A 21,489-nucleotide genomic window follows, 5' to 3' on the forward strand; every position below is an offset into this window, starting at 1 on the left:
GCAGATCCTGGACCTGCTGGCCGATATCCAGCAGCGCCTGTCCATCGGCATCTTGTTCATTACCCACGATTTGCGCGTCGCCAGCCAGATCTGCGACCGCGTCATCGTCATGAGCCAGGGCGAGGTGGTCGAGCAGGGCGAGATCAAGGACGTCTTCTTTGCGCCTCGGCATGCCTACACCAAGACCCTGCTGGCGGCGGCGCCTGGCCAGGGGTTCTCGTTCGGCGGCACGGCTTAGCGAAATTCCATCCACGACAGGCGGGCGCTTGCGCCCATCGGCCCGGACAGGCTTACAGTCTGAATTGCTGATATTGCATCGGCACGGTGGCTTGCCAGCCCAGCTCCTTGCCGATGCGCATGCGCAGCGTGTCCGAGGCCTGGGGTTCGCCGTGAACGACGAACACCCGGTCCGGCGCCTTCTGGAAGCCGCCGAGCCAACGCATCAATTCGTTGGCGTCCGCGTGCGCCGAGAGCGATGGCAGTTCGGCGACTTCGGCACGCACGGGAACCCATTGGCCATGAATCCGGATTTCTCTGGCTCCCTCCAGCATGGCGCGGCCGCGGGTGCCCGCGGCCTGGAAGCCCGAAAAGAGGATGGTGTTGCGATGGTCGGGCGCGAAGGCCGCCAGGTGGTGCAGCACGCGGCCGCCGGTGGCCATGCCGCTGGCCGAAATTACGATCTTGGGATAGGGGCTGGCCGTGATGGCCTTGGAGTCTTCGACTTCGGGGGAGACGATGACCATGTGTTCGATTTGGCGGCAAATCTCGGGTGTCAGGCGGTGTTCCGACATGTGGGCTGGCAGCAGGGTGCTGGCGCTGATCGCCATGGGGCTGTCCAGATATACGGGGATGGAGGGCAGCCGCCCCGACTGCTTGAGCTGGTTGAGGAAGTACAGCAGCGATTGCGCGCGCCCTACCGCGAAAGCGGGAATGACCACGGTGCCGCCGCGTTTGACGGTTCTTTCGATGACGGCATCGAGCTGTTGTACGGGGTCGGTCAGATCGTGGCTGCGGTTGCCGTAGGTGGACTCGATGACGATATGGTCGGCCAAGGGAACGGGTTCAGGATCGGGCATCACCGGATCCCCGTAGCGGCCCAGATCCCCCGAAAACACAATGCGTCGGCCTCCCCAACTGATGTCCGCCGTGGCGGCGCCCAGAATGTGGCCGGCGTGGCGCAGCGTCAATTCGGCGTCGCCCGGCAGCTTCGCCACCGTGCTGAAGGCGATCGGCCGGAATGCCTGCATCGCGCGTTCGGCATCCTGGACGTTGTACAAGGGCAGGGCGGGCCGGTGTTTGGAAAAGCCCTTGCGGTTGGCGTATTCGGCGTCTTTTTCCTGGAGGTGGGCGCTGTCGAGCAGGATCAGTCTGGCGACGTCTCGGGTGCCGGTCGTGCTGAAGATCGGTCCGCGGAATCCCTCGCGAATCAGGCGGGGAAGGTAACCGGAGTGATCCAGGTGGGCATGGGTCAGCACAACCGCGTCGATGTCCTGAGGAGGGATCGGCAAGGGATCCCAGTTTTGCTCCCGCAGGTTCTTCAGCCCCTGGAACAGGCCACAGTCCACCATGATGCGCCGCTCACCGAGCGTGAGCAGGTGTTTGGATCCGGTGACGGTGCCGGCTCCGCCGAGGGAAGTCAGTGTCAACATGATGCGTCCTTGCAATCTTGGCTGGCCCGAGGAATAGACACGCTTGGGGGGGAGTTTGGCGGCGCGATTGGTAAGTGCTGACAGGCTCTAGCCGCAGTAGGCGCGCACGACGACGTCGAAGGAGTTGAGTTGCAGGTTCAGGCGTTCCGAGCGGTATTCGCGCGTGATGGCCTGGCCGGGCCGCAGAACGCGGACTTCCCGGGCGCCGCTGAGCTGCCGCGCCCGCTGTTCAATCTCGGGGGAAATATGATGGCCCGGTATGGGGCTGATGCGATCCGCGTTGCAAATGCCCGGGTCGAAGGGTTGCGCTGGCGGCGCAGGCTGTTCGATGCTGGTGCACGCGGCCAAGGTGGCCAGGAGCGAGAGGGTCGCAGCGGTACGGATCATGGCTGTCTCCTTGAGTACGGCACCGGGTGGGTTGGGGTGCTTCCGCTTATTTTGCCACGAGCCGCGAAAAACAAACTACATCCCGTGCCACAGTTCTTGCGGCTTCCGCCGCGGATCCCCGGCCAAGGCCCGGCCGTAGCGTCCGCCTGGGCCTGCGCGAAACGACCGGGGCCGTTGAGGGCCGGAGGGGTTGTGACAGCTCGTCAAGGCGAAGGATTCGAATAGCGCAGATGGATGGCCTGGATGGCGTCCAGCACGTCTTGCGACAGCGTGACTTCGACGCTGTCGATGTTTTCCTTCAGTTGCTCGAGGCGGGTTGCGCCCATAAGGTTGCTGATGACGAAAGGCCGCTGGTTCACGAACGCCAGCGCCATGGTCGCGGGCGACAAGCCCGAGTCGCGGGCCAGTTGCACGTACTCGGCCGTGGCGAGCTCGGCCTGGGGCTTGGTGTAGCGGTCGAAGCGCGTGAACAGCGTCATGCGTGCGCCTTCGGGGCGTGCCCCGTTCAGGTACTTGCCGGCCAGCACCCCCATGCCCAACGGCGAATACGCCAGCAGCCCCACGCCTTCCAGATGACTGAATTCCGACAGGCCGTTCTCGTAGCTGCGGTTCAGCAGGCTGTAGGGGTTTTGAATTGAGGCGATGCGCGGCAGATTGCGCGTTTCGGCAAGCTTCAGGTATTGCGCCACCCCCCAGGGCGTTTCGTTGGAAACACCTATCTGGCGCACTTTGCCGGCCTTGACGAAGTCCTGCAGCACCTCCAGGGTTTCCTCGATGGGCACGGTGTAGGCGTCGTCCTGCCAAGGGTAGGCAGGACGGCCGAACGTGGTGGTGGTGCGATCCGGCCAATGCAGCTGGTACAGGTCGAGATAATCGGTTTGCAGGCGCTTGAGGCTGGCGTCCAGCGCCTCGGTCATGTTCTTGCGGTCAAGATGCGTCTGGCCGGTGCGGATATGGCTTGGGCGCTTGGGGTCGGTGGCGGGGCCCGAGACCTTGCTGGTCAGCACGATGTCCTTGCGCCGGCCTGTCTTGGCCAGCCATGTGCCGATATACGTTTCGGTGCGGCCCTGGGTTTCGGGCTTGGGCGGCACCGGGTACATTTCGGCGGCGTCCACCAGGTTCACGCCGCGCGACAAGGCGTAGTCGAGCTGCTCGTGCGCGTCGGATTCGGTGTTCTGTTCGCCCCAGGTCATGGTGCCTAGGCCGATGAGGCTGACCTCGGGGCCAGCGTGGCCGAGTTTGCGGTATTTCAAGATTGGCGCTCCGGTTGAAGAGTTGCCGGCAATGCCGCCTGGCACGCCGGTGATGAAGCCGATGTTAACACCGCCGCTGGCCGCGTCCATGGGTGGCGTTTGTCGGCTGAAACCAAACAGCTTTTGTCGCGCGCAGTGTTGCGTTCGTCTCCAGGTATAAGTAAGATTCCAACTAGGAATTCTTACTTTATCGGAGCCTGGCCATGCAAGTCACTGAAAAAGGGCAAGTCACCATTCCCAAGCGCCTGCGTGATGCCGCCGGTATTCTGCCAGGCAGCCAGGTGTCTTTTTCGCTGGAGGGCGGAAAGATAATTATCCGCAAAGCCGGCACGGGGACGGAGGATCGGCGTAAAGCATTGCGTGACGCCGCAGCCAGAGTGCGCAAGAGTCTGGATGAATCATTCAGGCAGATGAGCAGTGAAGACATTATGGCGTTTTTGCGCCCCGACGACGACCATGCTTGATCTATCCCAGTACGATGGTTCGGCTGGTTTTCTGGTTGATACCAATATCTGGATTGATTGCATGGATCCAGACAGCCCGTGGCACGAATGGTCTGTGGATCAGCTTCAGCGTTGCAGCGAGCAAGCGCCTCTACACGTCAATCTGGTGATTTACACCGAGTTGCTTATTCCCGGTTCGGATGTTGATGCACTGAATGCGATGCTTGATGTCTACGATACACTGCGTAGCCAGTTGCCTTGGGCATGTGCGGCACTTGCGGCACGCGCTTTTCGTGCATACCGCCATGGTGGCGGGGCGCGCCATGTGCCGTTGCCGGATTTCTACATTGGCGCTCATGCGGCGGTTTCCAATTTAAGTGTGCTCAGCCGCGATGTGAAACCGTATCGTACTTATTTCCAGCGCTTGTATTGTATCGGCCCCAGCGAGAACATTTGAAGTGCGATGAACTGTATTGAGCGGGCGTGTTCTGCTCAAAGGGGTATGATTGCCGCGCCTGGTAGCCGTGCCGCACCTTGATCGAACGTGACCAAAGTGCGCGCATGCTGAGCTGCGTTGGCAACATGCATGCAGTCAGCGAAGTCGGAACCAGGCCAGTTGCGCCATAGGCTGAGAGCCTCTTCCACGGTGGCTGGCTCTTGCAGGATGAGTTCGTGTGTCTCCAGGATCGCATTGAAGGCCTGCTGGATTTGTGCTGGCAAAAGCTTGTAGCGGCTGCGCAGAACCCATTCCGTCTCCAATAGCACGCCCGACGAAATCAGCGCTGGCGTGCCATCTTCCGCGGCAGCTTGCACGATCCGAACCGCCGCCGCGCACTGGGCCTCATCGTCACAGGTCAAGAGCCGGACGAGCACGTTCGTATCGATGGCGATGCTCATGAGGCGGTGTCATCGGCCGACAGATCAACGGCCATGTCCTGGAGAGGTACGGGCTTTCTGCCTGGCTGATGCAGCAACCCGGCCAGGTCCGTCACGCGCCGCAGTTTGGGACGCACGACCAATGTCCCGTCGCTGAGCAGAGAAAACGTGATTTTGTCGCCGGGCTTCAGACCCATACTTTGTCGTATCTCTTTGGGTACAGTCACTTGCCCTTTGGCTGTCAGAGTGGTGGCTTCCGTCATGATGGGCCTCAAGAATGATGGTATTACGTTTCTGGTTATCGTAATACGACATGAGCCCATGGTCAATTTGGCAAGGTGCCCGCCGGCCGCTGACGCAGCGTTCCATTCTTATTTTGAAGCAGGCCGGAAAAGCAAAACGCCAATCCCGGAGGATTGGCGTATGTACCCGCATGAATCTGGTGCCGGCTAAAGGAGTTGAACCCTCGACCTTCGCATTACAAGTGCGCTGCTCTACCAACTGAGCTAAGCCGGCAAAGGCGTTATTCTACTAGGTTTTTCTGTGCGCCGCATAGGCGGGCTGCGGCGTGCGCCTTATTTGACGATGGTCAGGCGGGGGCGCTTGGGGTCGTCGTCGGGGGGCTCGGGGCCGTCGCTGCCGGGCTTGCCGGAGGGCTTTTCGGTGGAAGGCTCGGCCTGGCTTTCGCTGCCTGGATAGGCGCTGGATTCGTGGACTTCGAAGCCCATGCCGGCGCCGGTTTCGCGCGCGTAGATGGCCGATACGGCGGCCACCGGCACGTAGATGTGCTCGGTGACGCCGCTGAAGCGGGCCTGGAATTCGATGTAGTCGTTGCCGAGGATGAGGCGGTTGGTGGCCAGCGTGCCGATGTTGAGGGTGATTTGCCCTTCGTGGATGTGAGCCTTGGGCACTACCGTATTGGCGTCGACGGTGACCACGATGTGCGGCGTGTAGCCGTTATCGGTGCACCATTCGTGCAGGGCGCGGATCAGGTAGGGCTTGGTCGAGGATTCAGCTGACATCGGCGGAAAATGAAGGCCGCCGGCTGGGCGGCCTTTTGTCTAGGGGTTTGACTGCTTAGCGGCGCATGACCTTTTCGGACGGAGTCAGCGCTTCGATGTAGGCCGGCCGGGAGAAAATGCGCTCGGCGTATTTCTGGATGGGCGCGGCGTTCTTGGGCAGCTCGATGCCGTAGTGGTCCAGGCGCCATAGCAGCGGCGCGACGGCCACGTCCAGCATGGAGAACTCGTCGCCCAGCATGTACTTGTTCTTGATGAGCAAGGGGGCCAGCTGCGACAGGCGGTCGCGGATGTTCTGGCGGGCGTTCTCGAGCGCTTTTTCGTCCGGGTTGTTGCGGTTTTCGAGCATCGACACGTGGACGAAGAGCTCTTTCTCGAAGTTGTACAGGAACAGGCGCGTGCGGGCCCGCATGACGGGATCGGCCGGCATGAGCTGCGGATGCGGGAAGCGCTCGTCGATGTATTCGTTGATGATGTTGGATTCGTACAGGATGAGGTCACGCTCGACCAGGATGGGCACCTGGCCGTACGGGTTCATGACGGCAATGTCTTCGGGCTTGTTGTAGAGATCGATATCGCGGATTTCGAAGTCCATGCCTTTTTCGAACAACACGAAACGGCAGCGTTGCGAAAAAGGGCAGGTTGTTCCGGAGTAGAGCACCATCATGGCGAGGTTTCCCATCTGAATAATGAAAACGCGAGCAAACAAAACCTTGCTCGGAAAAGGGAAATAGGCGTACATCCTACGCCTATTTCCTGATCGGCGCCCAGTGTGACCAAGGCTGCCGGTTATCGCAACAGTTTACTTTACTTGACGTCTTTCCAGAATGCGGCATTGAGACGCCACGCCACGACAAGGAACAGGCCCAGGAACAGCAGCACCCAAAAGCCGATTTTCTTGCGCAGCAGCTGCGCGGGTTCGGACATCCAGCCCAGGAAGTTGCTGAGGTCGGCGACGTTGTTGTCGTATTCCGCCGTCTGGGCCGCATCGACCGGCTTGAACGTGGAATGATTGACGGCGTGGCCGTGGTAGTTTTGCAGCTCTTCGCTCTTGGATTGCGAGAAGCCGTTGACGTCGAAATCGGTGCTGGTGCGGGTCCAGACCGTTTTGCCGTCGGGCTTTTCGGTTTCGGCGATGGTTACGTGATTGTACGTACGGGGCCCCTGCAGCTGCCACAATACATTGGGCATGGCCACGCTGGGGAATACGGCGTTGTCCCAGCCGGTTTTCTTGTTGGTGTCGCGGTAGAACGAGCGCAGGAACGTGTAGATGTAATCGACGCCCGAAGGACCGAAATTGGTGGACTTGGCGCGGGCGATGACCGACAGGTCGGGCGGCGTGGCGCCGAACCATTTCTTGCTGTCCTCTTTGCGCATGGCGATGGTCATGAGGCTGCCGACTTTGTCGGCCGTGAACAGCAGGTTCTTTTTGATTTCGTCTTCGGTGAGGCCGATGTCGGTAAGCCGGTTGTAGCGCATGGAATTGGCGCTATGGCAGCTGAGGCAGTAGTTGACGAACAGCTTGGCGCCGTTTTGCAGGGACGCCATGTTGTTGATTCGGTACGGGGCCGCGTCGAGCTTCACCCCGCCTTCGGACGCCAGGGCGGCCGAGCAGGTAAGAGCTAACGCAAAGGCACCAAGCAGCTTTTTGATCATGATCATTCCGTGTGTCTTGTGGGCTTAGTGGGCGTGAAACGTAATCCGGTCGGGCACTGGCTTGAAAGTGCCCAGGCGGCTCCAGACGGGCATCAACAGGAAGAAGCCGAAGTAGATCAGGGTGCCGATCTGGCTCATCAGGTTGAAGGTCGGGTTGGGGGGCTGAGTGCCCAGGAAGCCCAGAATGAGGAAGACGACGATGAAGATGGCGTACAGGAACTTGTGCCAGGTGGGGCGGTAGCGGATGGAGCGCACCGGCGAGTGGTCGAGCCATGGCAGGAAGAACAGGATGACCACCGAACCGCCCATGGCGACCACGCCCCAGAACTTGGCGTCCAGGGTGCGCATGAAGATCGCCACCAGGATGAGGATGACGGGCACGATGATGCGCCACGCGCCCTTCAGATTGCCCTTGATGAACAGGGCGATGGCGCCCAGTATGGAGCAGGCCGCCAGAACCCAGGTGAAGTCGGCCGTGATGGCACGCAGCATGGAATAGAACGGCGTGAAGTACCAGACCGGGGCGATGTGCGGCGGCGTCTTGAGCGAATCGGCGGGGATGAAGTTGTTGTATTCGAGGAAGTACCCGCCCATTTCGGGGCCGAAGAAGACGATGGCGGCGAAGACGATGAGGAAGCCGGCCACGCCCATGATGTCGTGCACCGAGTAGTAGGGGTGGAAGGGGATGCCGTCGACGGGGTGGCCGTTGGCGTCTTTGGGGCCGGCCTTGATTTCGACGCCGTCCGGGTTGTTGGAACCCACTTCGTGCAGGGCGATGATGTGAGCCACGACCAGGCCGATGAGGATCAGCGGAATGGCGATGACGTGGAAGGCGAAGAAGCGGTTCAGGGTGGCGTCGGACACGACGTAGTCGCCGCGGATCCACAGCGAGAGCTCAGGCCCGATGAAAGGAATGGCCGAGAACAGGTTGACGATGACCTGGGCGCCCCAGTACGACATTTGGCCCCAAGGCAGCAGGTAGCCCATGAAGGCTTCGCCCATGAGACAGAGGAAGATGGCCATGCCGAAGATCCACACCAGTTCGCGGGGCTTGCGGTACGAACCATAGAACAGGCCGCGCAGCATGTGCAGGTAGACCACCACGAAGAACATGGAGGCGCCGGTGGAGTGCATGTAGCGGATCAGCCAGCCCCAAGGCACTTCGCGCATGATGAATTCGACCGAGCCGAAAGCCAGGTTGCCGTCGGGCTTGTAGTTCATGACCAGGAAGATGCCGGTCACGATCTGGATGACGAGTACCAGCAGCGCCAATGAGCCAAAGAAATACCAGAAGTTGAAATTCTTGGGTGCGTAATATTCCGACATGTGCTCTTTGAAGAGGGTCGTAAGCGGGAAGCGCTTGTCGATCCATCCCAAAAGTCCTGTCGTTTCGACGGTTTTCTCGCCAGCCATGGAAACGGTTCCTTTATTCTGTCTGCGTTCTGTTTGTGACGCGTGTGGATGTGGTGTATGGGTACTTAGGCCTTGTTGACTTCGTCGACGCCGATGGTGATGCGGGTGCCGTCGGAAGAAAATGCGTAAGGCGGAACTTCGAGGTTGTCGGGCGCGGGCTTGTTCTTATAGACGCGGCCGGCCAGGTCGAAGATGGAGCCATGGCATGGGCAAAGAAAGCCGCCTTCCCAGGGGGAGGGCAGGCCGGGGCCGTCGACGGCCGCCAGGTGCGGGGTGGGCGAACAGCCCAGGTGCGTGCAGATGCCCACTACCACCAGGTATTCGGGTTTGCGCGAGCGGTATTCGTTTTTGGCGAAGGAAGGAGTGAAGCCGGGACGGTCGGAGTTGGGGTCGGCGACGAGGGCGTCGTCGTGCTTGATGCCTTCGAGCTGGGCCTTCGTGCGGTGCACGATCCAGACGGGCTTGCCGCGCCACTCGACGGTGATCATTTGGCCAGGAGGAATGGAGCTGATGTCGACTTCGACGGGAGCACCAGCCGCGCGCGCTTTTTCCGAAGGGGCGAAAGAGCCCACAAAGGGGACTGCTGTGGCTACGCCAGCCACACCGCCCAGGGCACAGGCGGTAGCAACCCAGGTGCGACGCGAGGGATCGGGTGGCTGGTTGGGATCAACCGAAGCTGCGCCATCGATCGGTGAATTATCCTGACTCATTCTGTATCCTTGTTGATGCCTTTTAGGGCATGACATTCAATGTTTTTAGTGTATTGAATCTTCTTCTAACCGCGTATTATAGCGTTAGCCCGCTGTTGGGTGAATGACAAAGGACAAACACATGAGCAAAGTGAAAGGTTTCCTCAGCGAATTCCAGGAGTTCGCGGTCAAGGGCAACATGATAGACCTGGCGGTCGGCGTGATCATCGGCGCCGCATTCGGCAAGATCATCGATTCGCTGGTCAAGGATGTGATCATGCCTTTTATCAGCTTCATTCTTGGCGGGCAGGTGGATTTTACCAATTTGTTCTGGGTGCTCAAGGAACCTGTCAACTATGCCGGACCGCGCACTTACGATGCCATGGTCAAGGCGGGCGCCAACGTGCTGGGGTGGGGCAACTTCGTGACCATCCTCATCAATTTCATCCTGCTGGCTCTGGTGGTGTTCTGCCTGGTCAAGGCGGCCAACAAGGCGCGCAGCCGGATGGTCAAGGAAGCGGCGGCCGAGCCCGCCCCCACGCCCGACGACGTGCTGCTGCTGCGAGAAATCCGCGACCTGCTCAAGAAGTGAATGGCCCGCATCCAGCGCGCCGGGAGCCGGGACGGTGGTAAGGTTCGGGGCGAAGGCCCGCTGCGACAGGGAGGATTCTTGACGGCTCTTGGCTCATGGCGGCGCCATGAGCCAGGAAGCGGCGGAATCCTAAATGGGGTTGTCCAGATCGATGAACTCGACCCGTATGCCGAACTCGGTCGCGATGGCCTGGCCCAAGGCCTGAACGCCGTAGCGCTCGGTGGCGTGGTGGCCGGCGGCAATGAAGCCGCAGCCTGTTTCTTGCGCCAGATGGAAGGTGGGTTCCGAGGCCTCGCCGGTAATATAGACCTCGGCGCCGGCGTCCACGGCGGCCTGCATCATGCTTTGCGCGCCGCCGGTGCACCAGGCGATGCGCGAGACGGGTTGTTGTGGATTCCCAACAACCAGGGGCTGCCGATGTAAACTATTGTTAATTTGGGCGCCCAGTTCTCCCAGGCTGTTCGCGCCGCGGCTGCGGCCCAGCCACACCAGGCCGTCGGGGCCGCAAGTCAGGGGGTTGCCATCGGCATCGCGGTCGGGTTCGAAGCCCAGCACCCGCGCCAGCTGGGCGTTGTTGCCCAGGGTCGGGTGGGCGTCCAGGGGCAGGTGGTAGGCGAACAGATTAAGCTGGTTTTCCAGGGCCAGCGCCAGGCGGCGGCGCTTCGGGCCGCGTATGCAGGGGTCTTCGTTCTTCCAGAACCAGCCGTGATGCACCAGGACGGCGTCGGCCCCGCGTTCGGCGGCGGCCTCCAGCAGGGCCTGCGACGCGGTGACTCCGGTGATAATGTGGCGTATCGAGTCCTTGCCCTCCACCTGCAGCCCGTTGGGACAGTAGTCCCGAAAGCGCTGAGGCTGCAACGTGGCGTCCAGCCAGCGGGAAAGGTCGTGTGTGGAAACCTGATTCATTTTTTACCGTGAGTCCTATGCGTCGATTGTGGTTATTGTTTGCCCAGACCGTGACGGTATGCCTGGGCATCCTGTTCATCGTGACAACCTTGCGCCCCGACTGGCTGCGGTCGGAGCGGGCGGCGCCGGCCAGGCAAGGCGCGCCCGCGATCCAGTCGTATGCCGACGCCGTGGCGCGCGCGGCGCCCGCCGTGGTCAATGTCTACACCACCAAGCACGTGACCGAGCCTCTCGTGCCCCTGTTCAACGATCCCGAGCTGTCCCGCCTTTTCGGCGCCATCCCGGGCCTGAGCGAGCGCCGCAAGGCGACCACGCTGGGTTCTGGTGTCATTGTACGCAGCGACGGCTATATTTTGACCAACTACCACGTCATCGAGTCGGCGGACGCCATCCAGGTGGCGCTGAACGACGGACGCCAGGCCAAGGCCGAGCTCATCGGCGCCGATCCCGACAGCGACCTGGCCGTGCTCAAGATCAAGCTGCCCAACCTGGCCAGCATCACCTTCAGCGAGGGCCATGAGCCCAGGGTGGGCGACGTGGTGCTCGCCATCGGCAATCCGTTCGGCGTGGGGCAAACCACCACCCAGGGCATCGTGTCGGCGCTGGGCCGCAACCGGCTCGGCATCAACACCTACGAAAACTTCATCCAGACCGATGCGGCCATCAACCCGGGCAATTCCGGCGGGGCCCTGGTCGACTCGTCGGGCACGCTGGTGGGCATCAATACCGCCATTTATTCCGAGTCGGGCGGCTCGCTGGGCATCGGCTTCGCCATCCCGGCCAAAACGGCGCACACCATCATGGAGCAGATCATCGCCACCGGGACGGTGACACGCGGATGGCTGGGCATCGAGCCGCAGGACATCACCCCCGACCTGGCCAAGGCATTCAACCTGGGCCGGGAGTCGGGCGTGATCATCGCCGATGTGCTGCGCAACGGGCCGGCCTGGAACGGCGGCATGCGGGTGGGCGACATCGTGGTCAAGCTGAACGGCCAGCCTGTGGAAGATACGTTGGGTTTCCTGAACCAGATCGCGCCCCTGAAGCCGGGCAGCAATGTTGAAGTGGACGTACTGCGCGCGGGCAAGCCGCTGCACCTGCAGGCCAAGGTGGGGGTGCGCCCGCGCGTGGCGCATCCGGGCGGGCGGCGCCGCTGAGCAGGCCGGCGCTGCGGATCAGTTGTCGGACGAGGTGTCGGAGGCGGTGAGTTCGCCGGCCGATTCCGCCTTGGCGGATTTCCTGGAGACCATGCTGGCCACCAGGACGCCCAGTTCGAACAGCAGGCAAAGGGGGAAGGCCAGCATGAATTGGCTGAGCACATCGGGCGGCGTGACGACGGCGGCGATGATGAAGGCCCCGACGATGACATAGCCGCGCACCGACTTGAGCTTGGCGACGGTGACGAGGCCCGTCTTGACCAGCAGCACCACGATGACCGGAACCTCGAAGGTGACCCCGAAGGCAATGAACATGGTCATGACGAAGCTGAGATAGGCTTCGATGTCGGGCGCCGGGGTAATGGATTGCGGTGCGAACGTGGCGATGAAGTGAAAGACCGTGCGGAACACCACGAAGTAGCAGAACGCCATGCCCAGCAGGAACAGCAGGGTGCTGGACAGGATGAGCGGCAGGGCCAGGCGCCGTTCGTGCGTGTACAGGCCCGGCGCGACAAAGGCCCAGGCCTGGTACAGCACCACCGGCAGGGAGATGACGAAGGCGGCCATCAGGGTGACCTTGATGGGAACCATGAACGGCGTGATGACGCCCGTGGCGATCATGCGCGTGCCGGTGGGCAGCGAAGCCAGCATGGGCTGGGCCAGGAAGTCGTAGATCTTGGAGGCGCCCGGATAGATGAACAGCACGGCGAACACGACCAGTACGGCCACGACGGCCTTGAGCAGGCGCGAACGCAGTTCGACGAGATGCGAGATGAAGGTTTCCTGGGAGTCGTCCTGACCCTGGCCGATGTCTTCCTGCGTCACGAGTGTGTTCCGGTGGAGGGTTTGCCTGTGCTGGCTTCGGGCGCCCGCGCTTCGTCGAAGCCGGGCAGGGGCAGCGTATGCGGGTCGATGGCGGCCGCACCGGTGGCTTCGGCGGCAATGGCTTCGGCCTGAGCGGATTGCGGAGCCGCTACCTGGGCGGCTTCCGGCTGGCTGGGGGTTTCAGCGGCCAGGGCCTTGGCGCTGGCGCTGACCGCCTCGCTGGCGCTTTTTAGCGCATCTTGCGCCTCGGTGATGGGTTCGCGCAGGCTGTTGCCGGCGTCGGCCACCGAGTCCTTCACCGACTTGGCGGCGTCTTCAAGCTGGTTTTTCAGGTCGCCGATATCGTTTTTTTCCATCTCGCGCTGGATGTCGGACTTGACGTCGTTGACGTAGCGCTGCGCCCGGCCCAGCAGGTGGCCGACAGTTCGGGCGACGGTGGGCAGGCGCTCGGGACCGATCACGATCAGGGCGATGACGCCGATCAGGATGAGTTCGCTAAAGCTGACATCGAACATGGATAGCTGGGCTCTTGAGTGGGGAACCGCCGGGTTCCGGTGGAAAGGCGGCGACCAGGGGGCGCGCGGCGCAGCGGGGCGTCAGGCGTCTTTCTTTTCTTTGGCTTCCACGTCGATGGTGTCGCTGTCCTGGACGCGTTCGGTGACGGCCTCGGGTTTTTTGGCTTCGCCGCTGGCTTCCGCCATGCCTTTCTTGAAGCCTTTGACGGCCCCGCCCAGGTCTTCGCCCATGTTGCGCAATTTTTTCGTGCCGAAAATAAGGGCCACGATGACCAGAACGATCAGCCAGTGCCAGATGCTCAAGCTACCCATTTTTATCTCCCAACTCTGTCGGTGTTAAGCGGCTGTGCCGCGCTTGTGTCCCAGGGCCCTCATTCTACCCAACCAGCGGGAATCGTGCAGGGTGTTCGCGCCGCGCGCGCCGGGTGCTACTTGGAATCGCCGCGGCTGGCTTTTTCGGCCAGGCCGGAAGTGCCTTCGCGGCGGGCCAGTTCGCGCAGCACGTCTTCGGGGCGAAGGCCGTAGTGCGCCAGGGCGACCAGGCTGTGAAACCACAAATCGGCCATCTCGTAGACAATGCGGTCCGGCGCGTTGTCCTTGGCGGCCATGACGAGCTCGGTGGCCTCTTCGCCGATTTTCTTCAGGAAGGCGTCGGGGCCGCGGGCAAGCAGCTTGGCGGAGTACGAGGCGGCCGGGTCGCCGCCGTTTTGCGGCAGGCGCGATTCCAGCGTATCGGCCAGCCGATACAGGATTTCAGCTTCGGAGTGCGTGGAGTCGGTCATTTGTAGATCAGCTTGGGGTCTTTGAGTACGGGGTCGGTGGTAACCCAGCCATCCTGGCCGGCCTCGCCTTCGAGGCGCCGGAAAAAACAGCTTTCCCTGCCTGTATGACAGGCAATGCCGCCTTTTTGTTCCACCGTCAGCAGGATGACGTCGCCGTCGCAGTCGAGGCGGATTTCGTGCACGATTTGCTGGTGGCCGGACTCTTCGCCCTTGCGCCACAGCTTGCCGCGCGAACGCGACCAGTAGACGGCGCGGCGCGTGGCGGCGGTTTCGGCCAGTGCGTCGGCGTTCATCCAGGCCACCATGAGAATGCGGCCGGTTTGAAAGTCCTGGGCGATGGCCGGAACCAGCCCGGCGTCGTCGAACGTAACGGCATTGAGCCAGTCGGTGGTCATAGTCGCACCTTGATGCCTTGTCGGTTCATGAATTCCTTGGCCTGGCGCACGGTGTGCTCGCCGTAGTGGAAGATGCTGGCGGCCAGCACCGCGCTGGCCCGCCCGGTGGTAACCCCGTCGGCCAGGTGCTGCAGGCTGCCGACACCGCCCGAGGCGATGACCGGCACCGGCACCGCGTCGGACACGGCGCGGGTGAGCTCCAGGTCGAACCCGGCCTTGGTGCCGTCGCGGTCCATGGAGGTGAGCAGGATTTCGCCGGCGCCGTAGCTGGCCATTTTCTGGGCCCAGGCCACGGCATCGATGCCGGTGGCCTTGCGTCCGCCGTGCGTGAAGATTTCCCATTGGGCCGGCTCGCCGGGCTGCGAGGTGCGCCGCGCGTCGATGGCGACCACGATGCATTGCGAGCCGTGATAGTCGGCGGCCGCCTTGACCAGCTCGGGGTTGGCGACGGCGGCGCTGTTGATGGACACCTTGTCGGCGCCGGCGTTGAGCAGGCGCTGGATGTCAGCCACTTGCCGCACGCCGCCGCCCACGGTCAGGGGGATGAAGATTTGCGACGCCACGGCTTCGATGATGGGCAGGATGAGGTCGCGGTTGTCGCTGGTGGCGGTGATGTCCAGGAAGGTGAGCTCGTCGGCGCCCTGCTCGTTGTAGCGCTGGGCGATTTCGACCGGGTCGCCGGCGTCGACGAGGTCGACGAAATTGACGCCCTTGACCACCCGCCCGGCGGTGACGTCCAGGCAGGGGATGATGCGCCGGGTCAGCGCCGTGTCGTTCAGCGCGTCAGCGGTGTTCATGCTTCGTCCGCGCCCAGCTCGTCGGCCAGATCCTGGGCGGCGGCGAAATCCAGCGTGCCTTCGTAGATGCTGCGGCCGAGAATGGCGCCCTCGACGCCTTCATCCTCGACCTCGCACAAGGCCCGGATGTCGGACAGGTCGGTGACGCCGCCCGAGGCGATGATGGGAATGTTGACATGCTGGGCCAGCTTGACCGTGGCGTCGATGTTGACGCCCGACAGCATGCCGTCGCGGCCGATGTCGGTGTAGACGATGGCCTCGCAGCCGTAGTCCTCGAACTTGCGGGCGATGTCCAGCACGTCGTGGCGGGTGAGCTTGCTCCAGCCGTCGGTGGCCACCTTGCCGTCGCGGGCGTCCAGGCCCACGATGATGTTGCCGGGAAAGGCGCTGCAGGCATCGCGCAGGAAGCCGGGGTCCTTGACGGCCGCGGTGCCGATGATGACGTAGGAAAGGCCGATGTCCAGGTATTTTTCGATGGTGTCCAGGTCGCGGATGCCGCCGCCGATCTGCACCGGAATCTGGTCGTCCATGGCTGCCAGGATGGACTTGATGGCAGCCTGGTTCTTGGGCGTGCCGGCCACCGCGCCGTTCAGGTCGACCAGATGCAGGCGGCGGGCGCCTTGCTCGAGCCACTGGGCGGCCATGGCGGCGGGATCTTCCGAGAAAATGGTGGCGTCGCCGAGGTCGCCCTGGCGCAGGCGTACGCATTGTCCGTCTTTGAGGTCGATAGCGGGAATGAGAAGCATGATCGAAGTTCGTAAAGGCAGGATAAAGTAAAAGTTTAAGGCAACTGTCAGGGGTTCCAGTCGACGAAGTTGCGGTACAGGCGCAGGCCGGCATCGGCGCTTTTCTCGGGGTGGAACTGCACGGCAAAAATATTGCCGGCGGCGACCGCACAGGTAAAGCTTACTCCGTAATGGGTGGTTCCGGCTGTCAGGCCGGCATCGGCCGGCTGGGCATAGTAGCTGTGCACGAAGTAGAAGTGGGTGTTGTCGGCAATGCCTTCCCAAAGCGGATGGGGCCTGGTCTGCTGCACGCGGTTCCAGCCCATGTGCGGCACCTTGAGCAGTTCTTCGTCGTGCCTGGGGTGGCCGGGCGAGGCGTACTGGGGCCCCGAGAAGCGTTTGACCAGCCCGGGAAAGATGCCCAGGCAGGGGGTGTCGCCTTCTTCGCTGCGCGAGAAAAGCATTTGCTCGCCCACGCAGACGCCCAGCAGGGGTTTGTTGCGGGCCGCTTCCAGCACGGCCTCGCGCAGCCCCGATTCGTCGAGGGTGCGGATGCAGTCCGGCATGGCGCCCTGGCCGGGAAACACCACGCGCGAGGCGTTCTGGATTTCATGGGCCTGGCTGCAGACGCGCACGTCGGCGTCGGGGGCGGCTGCGCGCAGGGCCCGGGCGACCGAGTGGAAGTTGCCCATGCCGTAGTCAACGATGGCGATAGTATTCACGATGCAGGAAAACGGTTGGGTTTAGAGGACGCCTTTGGTCGATGGCACGACGCCTTCGCTGCGCGGATCGAGTTCGATGGCCATGCGCAGGGCGCGGCCGAAAGCCTTGAACACGGTTTCGCACTGGTGGTGCGAGTTTTCGCCGCGCAGGTTGTCGATGTGCAGCGTGATCAGGGCGTGGTTGACGAAGCCCTGGAAGAATTCGCGCGTGAGGTCGACGTCGAAGCGCCCGATGTGCGAGCGGGTGAACGGAATGTGGTATTCCAGCCCCGGACGGCCCGAGAAGTCGACGACCACGCGCGACAGGGCTTCGTCCAGCGGCACGTACGAGTGCCCGTAGCGGCGCAGGCCTTTTTTGTCGCCCACGGCGGCGGCGAACGCCTGGCCCAGCGTAATGCCCACGTCCTCCACAGTGTGGTGGTCGTCGATGTGGGTGTCGCCGTCGCACTGGATTTCCAGGTCGATGAGGCCGTGGCGGGCGATCTGGTCCAGCATGTGGTCGAGGAAGGGAACCCCGGTGTTGATGGACTGGCGGCCCGTGCCGTCGATGTTGATGATGACGCGGATGCGGGTTTCGTTGGTGTTGCGGGTAATGTCGGCGGTGCGCATGGTCAGGACTCGGTAATCTAGTTCAGTGCCGGAAAGCGGCCCGGGCTGTCGGTGCTGCAGCCCCGCGTTGTCGCTTTTTCCGGATAACTTGGTTAGTGATGGCCGTACGGATAATGTGCGGAGCTCAGTGCTTCTCGGTAAGGCGGTACTGGGCGCTGGCCGCGTGCGCCTGCAGGCCTTCGCCCAGCGCGAGCATGGCGGCCGTGCGCCCCAGGGTTTGCGCGCCCGCCGGCGAAACGTTGATGAGGCTGGAGCGCTTTTGGAAATCATACACGCCCAGCGGCGAGGAAAACCGCGCGGTGCGCGCCGTGGGCAGCACGTGGTTGGGGCCGGCGCAATAGTCGCCGAGCGATTCCGAGCTGTAGCGCCCCATGAAGATGGCGCCTGCATGGCGGATTTTTTCGGCCCACTGTTCGGGATTCTGGGTGGAGATTTCCAGGTGCTCGGGGGCGATGTCGTTGGCGATGGCGCAGGCCTGCTCCAGGTCTTGCACCAGAATGAGGGCGCCGCGGTTGCTCAGGCTGCTGCGCAGGATGTCGACGCGAGGCATGGTGGGCAGCAGGCGCTCGATGGCGGCATGGACCTGGTCGAGGTAGGCGGCGTCGGGGCACAGCAGAATGGCCTGGGCCAGCTCGTCGTGCTCGGCTTGCGAGAACAGGTCCATGGCGATCCAGTCGGCCGGGGTCGTGCCGTCGGCGATGATGAGGATCTCGCTGGGGCCGGCGATCATGTCGATGCCCACGGTGCCGTAGACGCGGCGCTTGGCGCTGGCGACGTAGGCGTTGCCGGGGCCGACGATTTTATCGACGGGGGCGATGGTTTGCGTGCCGTAGGCCAGGGCGCCGACGGCTTGTGCGCCGCCGATGGCCCAGACGCGATCCACGCCCGCCACGGCGGCGGCCGCCAGCACGATGGGGTTGCGCGTGCCGTTGGGCGTCGGCGTGACCATGACGACCTCGGGAACGCCGGCCACCTTGGCGGGAATGGCGTTCATGAGCACCGACGAGGGGTAGGCTGCCTTGCCGCCCGGCACGTACAGGCCGACGCGGTCGAGCGGCGTGATTTTCTGGCCCAGCACCGTGCCGTCGGGCTCGGTGTAGGTCCAGGTTTCGGTGCGTTGATGTTCGTGATACGCCTGAACCCTGCGGGCGGCGGTTTCCAGCGCGCTGCGCTGCTCGGCGGGCAGGGCCGCCAGCGCGGCCTGCCATTCGGCCTTGGGGATTTCCAGTTCGGCCACGGACTGCGCCTGCACATGGTCGAAGCGCTGGGTGTATTCGAGCAGGGCGGCATCGCCACGGTGCTGGACGTCTTTAAGGACATCGGCGCTGACGCGCTCGATGGCTTCGTCTTGCGAGGCATCGAAGGCAAGCAGCGTTCGCAGCGTTTGCGCAAAATCGTCGGAGCGGGAATCTAGGCGTTTGATCAGGGGCATAAACGAACGGGAGCTGAAGGCGGATCTGTCGAGGACGATCAAATGAAGAGTGTATACCTTAACAACCCATCAGTCCTGGAGGGCCGAGGCGCGCGCGAAGGCGTCGATCAGCGGCTGCAGGGCTTTGGAGCGGGTTTTCAGGGAAGCCTGGTTGACGATGAGGCGCGACGAGATCGGCACGATGTCTTCGACAGCCACGAGGTGGTTGGCCTTGAGCGTGTTGCCGGTGGACACCAGGTCGACGATGGCGTCGACCAGCCCCACCAGCGGCGCCAGTTCCATGGAACCGTACAGCTTGATGAGGTCGACATAGACGCCCTTGCGGGCGAAGTGCTCGCGCGCGGCCTGCACGTATTTGGTGGCGACCCGCAGGCGCGAGCCCTGCAGCACGGCGGCCTGGTAGTCGAAGCCTTCGCGCACCGCCACGCAAAGGCGGCATTTGGCGATGTTCAGGTCGATGGGCTGGTACAGCCCGCCGGAGTGTTCGGCGGCGTGCTCGAACAGCACGTCCTTGCCGGCGATGCCGAAATCGGCGGCGCCGTATTGCACGTAGGTGGGCACGTCGGAGGCGCGCACGATGATCAGGCGCAGGCCCGGATCGCTGGTGGGCAGGATGAGCTTGCGCGAGGACTCGGGGTTTTCGGTGACGTGCACGCCGGCCGCGGCCAGCAGGGGCAGGGTTTCCTCGAAAATCCGTCCCTTGGAAAGGGCGAGGGTCAGGGGCTTGTCAAGGCTCATGCTTGTTCTCGTACTATGCGTTGGATATTGGCGCCGACCGAGCGCAGCTTGTGCTCCATGCGTTCGTAGCCCCGGTCCAGGTGGTAGATGCGCTCGACCGTGGTTTCGCCCCTGGCGGCCAGGCCGGCGATGACCAGGCTGGCCGAGGCGCGCAGGTCGGTGGCCATGACGGTGGCGCCCGAGAGCGCCGGCACGCCCGTCACCACGGCGGTGTGGCCGTCGATGTCGATTTTGGCGCCCATGCGGCCCAGTTCCTGCACGTGCATGTAGCGGTTCTCGAAGATGTTCTCGACGATGACCGCCGTGCCGTCGGCGATGGTGTTCAGGGCCATGACCTGGGCCTGCATGTCGGTGGGAAAGGCCGGGTATTCGTAGGTGCGGAAGCCCACGGCCTTGGGCCGCCGGCTCATCGAGCCGCGTATCCAGTCGGCGCCGCATTCGATGGCCATGCCGGCTTCCTGGAGCTTGTCGAGGATGGCGCCCATGGTGTCGGGGGCGGCGTTGCGCAGCAGGATGTCGCCGCCCGTCGCGCCGACGGCGCACAGGAAGGTGCCGGCCTCGATGCGGTCGGCCACGATGGTGTGTTCGGCGCCGTGCAGGCTGTCGACGCCGTCGATGACGATGCGGTCGGTGCCGTGGCCCTGGATGCGGGCGCCCATCTTGATGAGCAACTCGGCCAGGTCGGCGACCTCGGGTTCGCGCGCGGCGTTTTCCAGCACGGTCTGGCCTTCGGCCAGCACGGCCGCCATCATGAGGTTCTCGGTGCCGGTCACTGTGACCATGTCGGTGCGGATGGACGCGCCCTTGAGCCGGTTGGCCCTGGCGATGACGAAGCCGTGCTCGATGCTGATTTCCGCGCCCAGCGCGGCAAGCCCCTTGATGTGCTGGTCGACGGGACGCTGGCCTATGGCGCAGCCGCCCGGCAGGCTGACCTTGGCCTGGCCGAAGCGCGCCAGCAAGGGGCCCAGCACCAGGATCGAGGCGCGCATGGTCTTGACTAGGTCGTAGGGGGCTTCCAGGCTGTGGACGCCGCCGGCGGCGAGGCTGAGCGCGTTGTCGCCCTCTTGGGTGATGCGCACGCCCATCTGGCCCAGCAGGCGAACCGTGGTGCCGATGTCCTTGAGGGCGGGCACGTTTTTCAGCGCGATGGTGTCGGGCGTGAGCAGGCTGGCGCAAAGGATGGGCAGCGCGGCGTTCTTGGCGCCCGAGACGGAGATCTCGCCGTCCAGGCGGTTGCCGCCCGTGATAAGCAGTTTATCCATTCGGATTGGCTTTGTATTCGGCAGGAGTCAGGGTGCGCATCGACAGCGCGTGGATTTCGCTTTTCATGCGTTCGCCCAGCGAGGAGTACACCAGTTGGTGGCGCGCGATGAGGCGCTTGCCCTCGAAGGCGGGGCTGACGATGACGGCTTCGAAATGCGAACCGTCGCCCTGGACCTCGATGTGTTCGCAGTTCAGGGCTTCGGCGATGTATTGGCGCACTTGTTCGGGAGTTGGCAGCATGGGGTCAGTTCCGTAGTTTGTAGCCCGAGGCCAGGAGCCTTTGGGTGAGGATGCACAGCACGGCGAATACGCCGGCCACGACGGCCAGGCTATGCCAGGGCGAGACGTCGGAGACGCCGAAGAAGCCGTAGCGGAAGCCGTCTATGGTGTAGAAAATGGGGTTCCAGCGCGAGACGGCGAACCAGAACGGGGGCAGGCTGTGTATGGAATAGAACACGCCCGACAGGAAGGTGGCCGGCATGATCAGGAAGTTCTGGAAGGCCGCGAGCTGGTCGAATTTCTCGGACCACAGGCCCGCGATCAGGCCCAGCGCGCCCATGATGCCGCAGGCCAGCACGGCAAAGACCAGGACCCACTGCGGATGGGCGGGCGCAAGCGGCACGAAGAACAGCGCCACGGCCCACAC

General features: G+C 63.2%; 29 protein-coding genes, 1 tRNA gene and 1 pseudogene. 5 read left to right on the forward strand and 26 right to left on the reverse strand.

From position 1 onward, the window contains the following. A pseudogene (locus VNT00_RS00015) lies at window positions 1–238 on the forward strand (microcin ABC transporter ATP-binding protein); the annotation flags it as partial. Window positions 239–290: 52 nt separating this feature from the next. Here the strand turns inward: VNT00_RS00015 and VNT00_RS00020 are convergent. The 3 genes from VNT00_RS00020 to VNT00_RS00030 form a co-directional block, all read right to left on the reverse strand. Next, the gene (locus VNT00_RS00020; RefSeq protein ID WP_325583229.1) at window positions 291–1,649 is read right to left on the reverse strand and encodes an MBL fold metallo-hydrolase; all 1,359 of its coding nucleotides are present in this window, start codon (window positions 1,647–1,649) and stop codon (window positions 291–293) included. Window positions 1,650–1,736: 87 nt separating this feature from the next. Further along, a complete protein-coding gene (locus VNT00_RS00025) occupies window positions 1,737–2,036 on the reverse strand; it encodes an I78 family peptidase inhibitor (RefSeq protein WP_325583230.1) in 300 nt (99 codons plus the stop codon). Window positions 2,037–2,239: 203 nt separating this feature from the next. Beyond that, complete coding sequence (locus VNT00_RS00030) at window positions 2,240–3,289, reverse strand: NADP(H)-dependent aldo-keto reductase (RefSeq protein WP_325583231.1); 1,050 nt, start codon at window positions 3,287–3,289, stop codon at window positions 2,240–2,242. Between the two features lie 203 nt (window positions 3,290–3,492). On the opposite strand from VNT00_RS00030, the gene VNT00_RS00035 reads away from it, so the two are divergent. Continuing rightward, complete coding sequence (locus tag VNT00_RS00035) at window positions 3,493–3,753, forward strand: AbrB/MazE/SpoVT family DNA-binding domain-containing protein (protein WP_325583232.1); 261 nt, start codon at window positions 3,493–3,495, stop codon at window positions 3,751–3,753. Continuing rightward, window positions 3,746–4,189, forward strand: a complete 444-nt coding sequence (locus VNT00_RS00040; protein ID WP_325583233.1) for a type II toxin-antitoxin system VapC family toxin — start codon at window positions 3,746–3,748, stop codon at window positions 4,187–4,189. The genes VNT00_RS00035 and VNT00_RS00040 overlap by 8 nt, the downstream gene beginning before the upstream one ends. A gap of 35 nt (window positions 4,190–4,224) precedes the next feature. On the opposite strand, the gene VNT00_RS00045 is transcribed toward VNT00_RS00040, so the two are convergent. The 8 genes from VNT00_RS00045 to petA form a co-directional block, all read right to left on the reverse strand. Beyond that, the gene (locus tag VNT00_RS00045; RefSeq protein WP_325583234.1) at window positions 4,225–4,629 is read right to left on the reverse strand and encodes a type II toxin-antitoxin system VapC family toxin; all 405 of its coding nucleotides are present in this window, start codon (window positions 4,627–4,629) and stop codon (window positions 4,225–4,227) included. Then, window positions 4,626–4,871 carry an AbrB/MazE/SpoVT family DNA-binding domain-containing protein gene (locus VNT00_RS00050; protein WP_325583235.1) on the reverse strand — a complete coding sequence of 82 codons (246 nt, stop codon included), beginning with the start codon at window positions 4,869–4,871 and terminating at the stop codon, window positions 4,626–4,628. Before VNT00_RS00050 ends, VNT00_RS00045 begins: the two co-directional genes overlap by 4 nt. A gap of 177 nt (window positions 4,872–5,048) precedes the next feature. Then, window positions 5,049–5,124, reverse strand: a tRNA-Thr gene (locus VNT00_RS00055). Window positions 5,125–5,183: 59 nt separating this feature from the next. Further along, window positions 5,184–5,630, reverse strand: a complete 447-nt coding sequence (locus tag VNT00_RS00060) for a ClpXP protease specificity-enhancing factor (RefSeq protein ID WP_325583236.1) — start codon at window positions 5,628–5,630, stop codon at window positions 5,184–5,186. Between the two features lie 55 nt (window positions 5,631–5,685). Next, entirely contained in the window at window positions 5,686–6,294 is a 609-nt protein-coding gene (locus VNT00_RS00065; RefSeq protein ID WP_325583237.1) for a glutathione S-transferase N-terminal domain-containing protein, read from the reverse strand. 140 nt (window positions 6,295–6,434) lie between these two features. Further along, window positions 6,435–7,289 carry a cytochrome c1 gene (locus VNT00_RS00070; protein ID WP_325583238.1) on the reverse strand — a complete coding sequence of 285 codons (855 nt, stop codon included), beginning with the start codon at window positions 7,287–7,289 and terminating at the stop codon, window positions 6,435–6,437. Between the two features lie 18 nt (window positions 7,290–7,307). Beyond that, on the reverse strand, window positions 7,308–8,696 hold the full coding sequence (locus VNT00_RS00075) for a cytochrome b (RefSeq protein WP_325583239.1): 1,389 nt from the start codon (window positions 8,694–8,696) through the stop codon (window positions 7,308–7,310). A gap of 65 nt (window positions 8,697–8,761) precedes the next feature. After that, entirely contained in the window at window positions 8,762–9,406 is a 645-nt protein-coding gene (petA, locus tag VNT00_RS00080; protein ID WP_325583240.1) for a ubiquinol-cytochrome c reductase iron-sulfur subunit, read from the reverse strand. Between the two features lie 121 nt (window positions 9,407–9,527). Here petA and mscL point away from each other — a divergent pair, with 121 nt between their 5' ends. Then, a complete protein-coding gene (gene mscL / locus VNT00_RS00085) occupies window positions 9,528–9,977 on the forward strand; it encodes a large conductance mechanosensitive channel protein MscL (RefSeq protein WP_325583241.1) in 450 nt (149 codons plus the stop codon). A gap of 129 nt (window positions 9,978–10,106) precedes the next feature. Here the strand turns inward: mscL and VNT00_RS00090 are convergent, their stop codons facing one another. Beyond that, window positions 10,107–10,883 carry a Nif3-like dinuclear metal center hexameric protein gene (locus tag VNT00_RS00090; protein ID WP_325583242.1) on the reverse strand — a complete coding sequence of 259 codons (777 nt, stop codon included), beginning with the start codon at window positions 10,881–10,883 and terminating at the stop codon, window positions 10,107–10,109. Window positions 10,884–10,900: 17 nt separating this feature from the next. Here VNT00_RS00090 and VNT00_RS00095 point away from each other — a divergent pair, with 17 nt between their 5' ends. Further along, window positions 10,901–12,040: a S1C family serine protease gene (locus VNT00_RS00095; protein ID WP_325583243.1), complete on the forward strand. Its 1,140-nt coding sequence runs from the start codon at window positions 10,901–10,903 to the stop codon at window positions 12,038–12,040. Window positions 12,041–12,058: 18 nt separating this feature from the next. Here VNT00_RS00095 and tatC read toward each other — a convergent pair whose 3' ends face one another. The 14 genes from tatC to VNT00_RS00165 form a co-directional block, all read right to left on the reverse strand. Further along, window positions 12,059–12,865: a twin-arginine translocase subunit TatC gene (gene tatC, locus VNT00_RS00100; protein WP_325583244.1), complete on the reverse strand. Its 807-nt coding sequence runs from the start codon at window positions 12,863–12,865 to the stop codon at window positions 12,059–12,061. Then, entirely contained in the window at window positions 12,862–13,380 is a 519-nt protein-coding gene (gene tatB / locus VNT00_RS00105; protein WP_325583245.1) for a Sec-independent protein translocase protein TatB, read from the reverse strand. The genes tatC and tatB overlap by 4 nt, the downstream gene beginning before the upstream one ends. An 81-nt stretch (window positions 13,381–13,461) precedes the next feature. Then, window positions 13,462–13,692: a Sec-independent protein translocase subunit TatA gene (tatA, locus tag VNT00_RS00110; protein ID WP_325583246.1), complete on the reverse strand. Its 231-nt coding sequence runs from the start codon at window positions 13,690–13,692 to the stop codon at window positions 13,462–13,464. 116 nt (window positions 13,693–13,808) lie between these two features. Next, complete coding sequence (locus tag VNT00_RS00115) at window positions 13,809–14,162, reverse strand: phosphoribosyl-ATP diphosphatase (protein ID WP_325583248.1); 354 nt, start codon at window positions 14,160–14,162, stop codon at window positions 13,809–13,811. After that, window positions 14,159–14,557, reverse strand: a complete 399-nt coding sequence (hisI, locus tag VNT00_RS00120; RefSeq protein WP_325583250.1) for a phosphoribosyl-AMP cyclohydrolase — start codon at window positions 14,555–14,557, stop codon at window positions 14,159–14,161. Before hisI ends, VNT00_RS00115 begins: the two co-directional genes overlap by 4 nt. Continuing rightward, window positions 14,554–15,354 (reverse strand): imidazole glycerol phosphate synthase subunit HisF, encoded by an 801-nt coding sequence (hisF, locus tag VNT00_RS00125; RefSeq protein WP_325583252.1) that lies wholly within the window; start codon window positions 15,352–15,354, stop codon window positions 14,554–14,556. Before hisF ends, hisI begins: the two co-directional genes overlap by 4 nt. Then, window positions 15,351–16,100 carry a 1-(5-phosphoribosyl)-5-[(5-phosphoribosylamino)methylideneamino]imidazole-4-carboxamide isomerase gene (gene hisA, locus VNT00_RS00130; protein WP_325583254.1) on the reverse strand — a complete coding sequence of 250 codons (750 nt, stop codon included), beginning with the start codon at window positions 16,098–16,100 and terminating at the stop codon, window positions 15,351–15,353. The genes hisF and hisA overlap by 4 nt, the downstream gene beginning before the upstream one ends. A gap of 47 nt (window positions 16,101–16,147) precedes the next feature. Then, on the reverse strand, window positions 16,148–16,801 hold the full coding sequence (hisH, locus tag VNT00_RS00135) for an imidazole glycerol phosphate synthase subunit HisH (RefSeq protein ID WP_325583256.1): 654 nt from the start codon (window positions 16,799–16,801) through the stop codon (window positions 16,148–16,150). Window positions 16,802–16,822: 21 nt separating this feature from the next. Continuing rightward, window positions 16,823–17,410 (reverse strand): imidazoleglycerol-phosphate dehydratase HisB, encoded by a 588-nt coding sequence (gene hisB, locus VNT00_RS00140; protein ID WP_325583258.1) that lies wholly within the window; start codon window positions 17,408–17,410, stop codon window positions 16,823–16,825. 124 nt (window positions 17,411–17,534) lie between these two features. Beyond that, window positions 17,535–18,842 (reverse strand): histidinol dehydrogenase, encoded by a 1,308-nt coding sequence (gene hisD / locus VNT00_RS00145; RefSeq protein ID WP_325583260.1) that lies wholly within the window; start codon window positions 18,840–18,842, stop codon window positions 17,535–17,537. 69 nt (window positions 18,843–18,911) lie between these two features. Further along, window positions 18,912–19,580: an ATP phosphoribosyltransferase gene (gene hisG / locus VNT00_RS00150; RefSeq protein WP_325583262.1), complete on the reverse strand. Its 669-nt coding sequence runs from the start codon at window positions 19,578–19,580 to the stop codon at window positions 18,912–18,914. Then, the gene (gene murA / locus VNT00_RS00155; protein WP_325583264.1) at window positions 19,577–20,842 is read right to left on the reverse strand and encodes a UDP-N-acetylglucosamine 1-carboxyvinyltransferase; all 1,266 of its coding nucleotides are present in this window, start codon (window positions 20,840–20,842) and stop codon (window positions 19,577–19,579) included. Before murA ends, hisG begins: the two co-directional genes overlap by 4 nt. Further along, window positions 20,835–21,083, reverse strand: a complete 249-nt coding sequence (locus VNT00_RS00160; protein ID WP_325583266.1) for a BolA family protein — start codon at window positions 21,081–21,083, stop codon at window positions 20,835–20,837. Before VNT00_RS00160 ends, murA begins: the two co-directional genes overlap by 8 nt. A 4-nt stretch (window positions 21,084–21,087) precedes the next feature. After that, window positions 21,088–21,489 (reverse strand): ABC transporter permease (locus tag VNT00_RS00165; RefSeq protein ID WP_325583268.1); only part of this gene is annotated, 402 nt, incomplete at its 5' end.

The sequence above is a fragment of the Eoetvoesiella sp. genome, assembly GCF_035555955.1.
Taxonomy (GTDB): Bacteria; Pseudomonadota; Gammaproteobacteria; order Burkholderiales; family Burkholderiaceae_B; genus Eoetvoesia.

Coding starts and splice junctions, on each gene's coding strand:
- VNT00_RS00020 (WP_325583229.1), bottom strand. CDS start 1,649: ATGTTGACACTGACTTCCCTCGGCGGAGCCGGCACCGTCACCGGATCC.
- VNT00_RS00025 (WP_325583230.1), bottom strand. CDS start 2,036: ATGATCCGTACCGCTGCGACCCTCTCGCTCCTGGCCACCTTGGCCGCG.
- VNT00_RS00035 (WP_325583232.1), top strand. CDS start 3,493: ATGCAAGTCACTGAAAAAGGGCAAGTCACCATTCCCAAGCGCCTGCGT.
- VNT00_RS00040 (WP_325583233.1), top strand. CDS start 3,746: ATGCTTGATCTATCCCAGTACGATGGTTCGGCTGGTTTTCTGGTTGAT.
- VNT00_RS00045 (WP_325583234.1), bottom strand. CDS start 4,629: ATGAGCATCGCCATCGATACGAACGTGCTCGTCCGGCTCTTGACCTGT.
- VNT00_RS00050 (WP_325583235.1), bottom strand. CDS start 4,871: ATGACGGAAGCCACCACTCTGACAGCCAAAGGGCAAGTGACTGTACCC.
- VNT00_RS00060 (WP_325583236.1), bottom strand. CDS start 5,630: ATGTCAGCTGAATCCTCGACCAAGCCCTACCTGATCCGCGCCCTGCAC.
- VNT00_RS00065 (WP_325583237.1), bottom strand. CDS start 6,294: ATGATGGTGCTCTACTCCGGAACAACCTGCCCTTTTTCGCAACGCTGC.
- VNT00_RS00070 (WP_325583238.1), bottom strand. CDS start 7,289: ATGATCATGATCAAAAAGCTGCTTGGTGCCTTTGCGTTAGCTCTTACC.
- VNT00_RS00075 (WP_325583239.1), bottom strand. CDS start 8,696: ATGGCTGGCGAGAAAACCGTCGAAACGACAGGACTTTTGGGATGGATC.
- petA (WP_325583240.1), bottom strand. CDS start 9,406: ATGAGTCAGGATAATTCACCGATCGATGGCGCAGCTTCGGTTGATCCC.
- mscL (WP_325583241.1), top strand. CDS start 9,528: ATGAGCAAAGTGAAAGGTTTCCTCAGCGAATTCCAGGAGTTCGCGGTC.
- VNT00_RS00090 (WP_325583242.1), bottom strand. CDS start 10,883: ATGAATCAGGTTTCCACACACGACCTTTCCCGCTGGCTGGACGCCACG.
- VNT00_RS00095 (WP_325583243.1), top strand. CDS start 10,901: ATGCGTCGATTGTGGTTATTGTTTGCCCAGACCGTGACGGTATGCCTG.
- tatB (WP_325583245.1), bottom strand. CDS start 13,380: ATGTTCGATGTCAGCTTTAGCGAACTCATCCTGATCGGCGTCATCGCC.
- tatA (WP_325583246.1), bottom strand. CDS start 13,692: ATGGGTAGCTTGAGCATCTGGCACTGGCTGATCGTTCTGGTCATCGTG.
- VNT00_RS00115 (WP_325583248.1), bottom strand. CDS start 14,162: ATGACCGACTCCACGCACTCCGAAGCTGAAATCCTGTATCGGCTGGCC.
- hisI (WP_325583250.1), bottom strand. CDS start 14,557: ATGACCACCGACTGGCTCAATGCCGTTACGTTCGACGACGCCGGGCTG.
- hisF (WP_325583252.1), bottom strand. CDS start 15,354: ATGAACACCGCTGACGCGCTGAACGACACGGCGCTGACCCGGCGCATC.
- hisA (WP_325583254.1), bottom strand. CDS start 16,100: ATGCTTCTCATTCCCGCTATCGACCTCAAAGACGGACAATGCGTACGC.
- hisB (WP_325583258.1), bottom strand. CDS start 17,410: ATGCGCACCGCCGACATTACCCGCAACACCAACGAAACCCGCATCCGC.
- hisD (WP_325583260.1), bottom strand. CDS start 18,842: ATGCCCCTGATCAAACGCCTAGATTCCCGCTCCGACGATTTTGCGCAA.
- hisG (WP_325583262.1), bottom strand. CDS start 19,580: ATGAGCCTTGACAAGCCCCTGACCCTCGCCCTTTCCAAGGGACGGATT.
- murA (WP_325583264.1), bottom strand. CDS start 20,842: ATGGATAAACTGCTTATCACGGGCGGCAACCGCCTGGACGGCGAGATC.
- VNT00_RS00160 (WP_325583266.1), bottom strand. CDS start 21,083: ATGCTGCCAACTCCCGAACAAGTGCGCCAATACATCGCCGAAGCCCTG.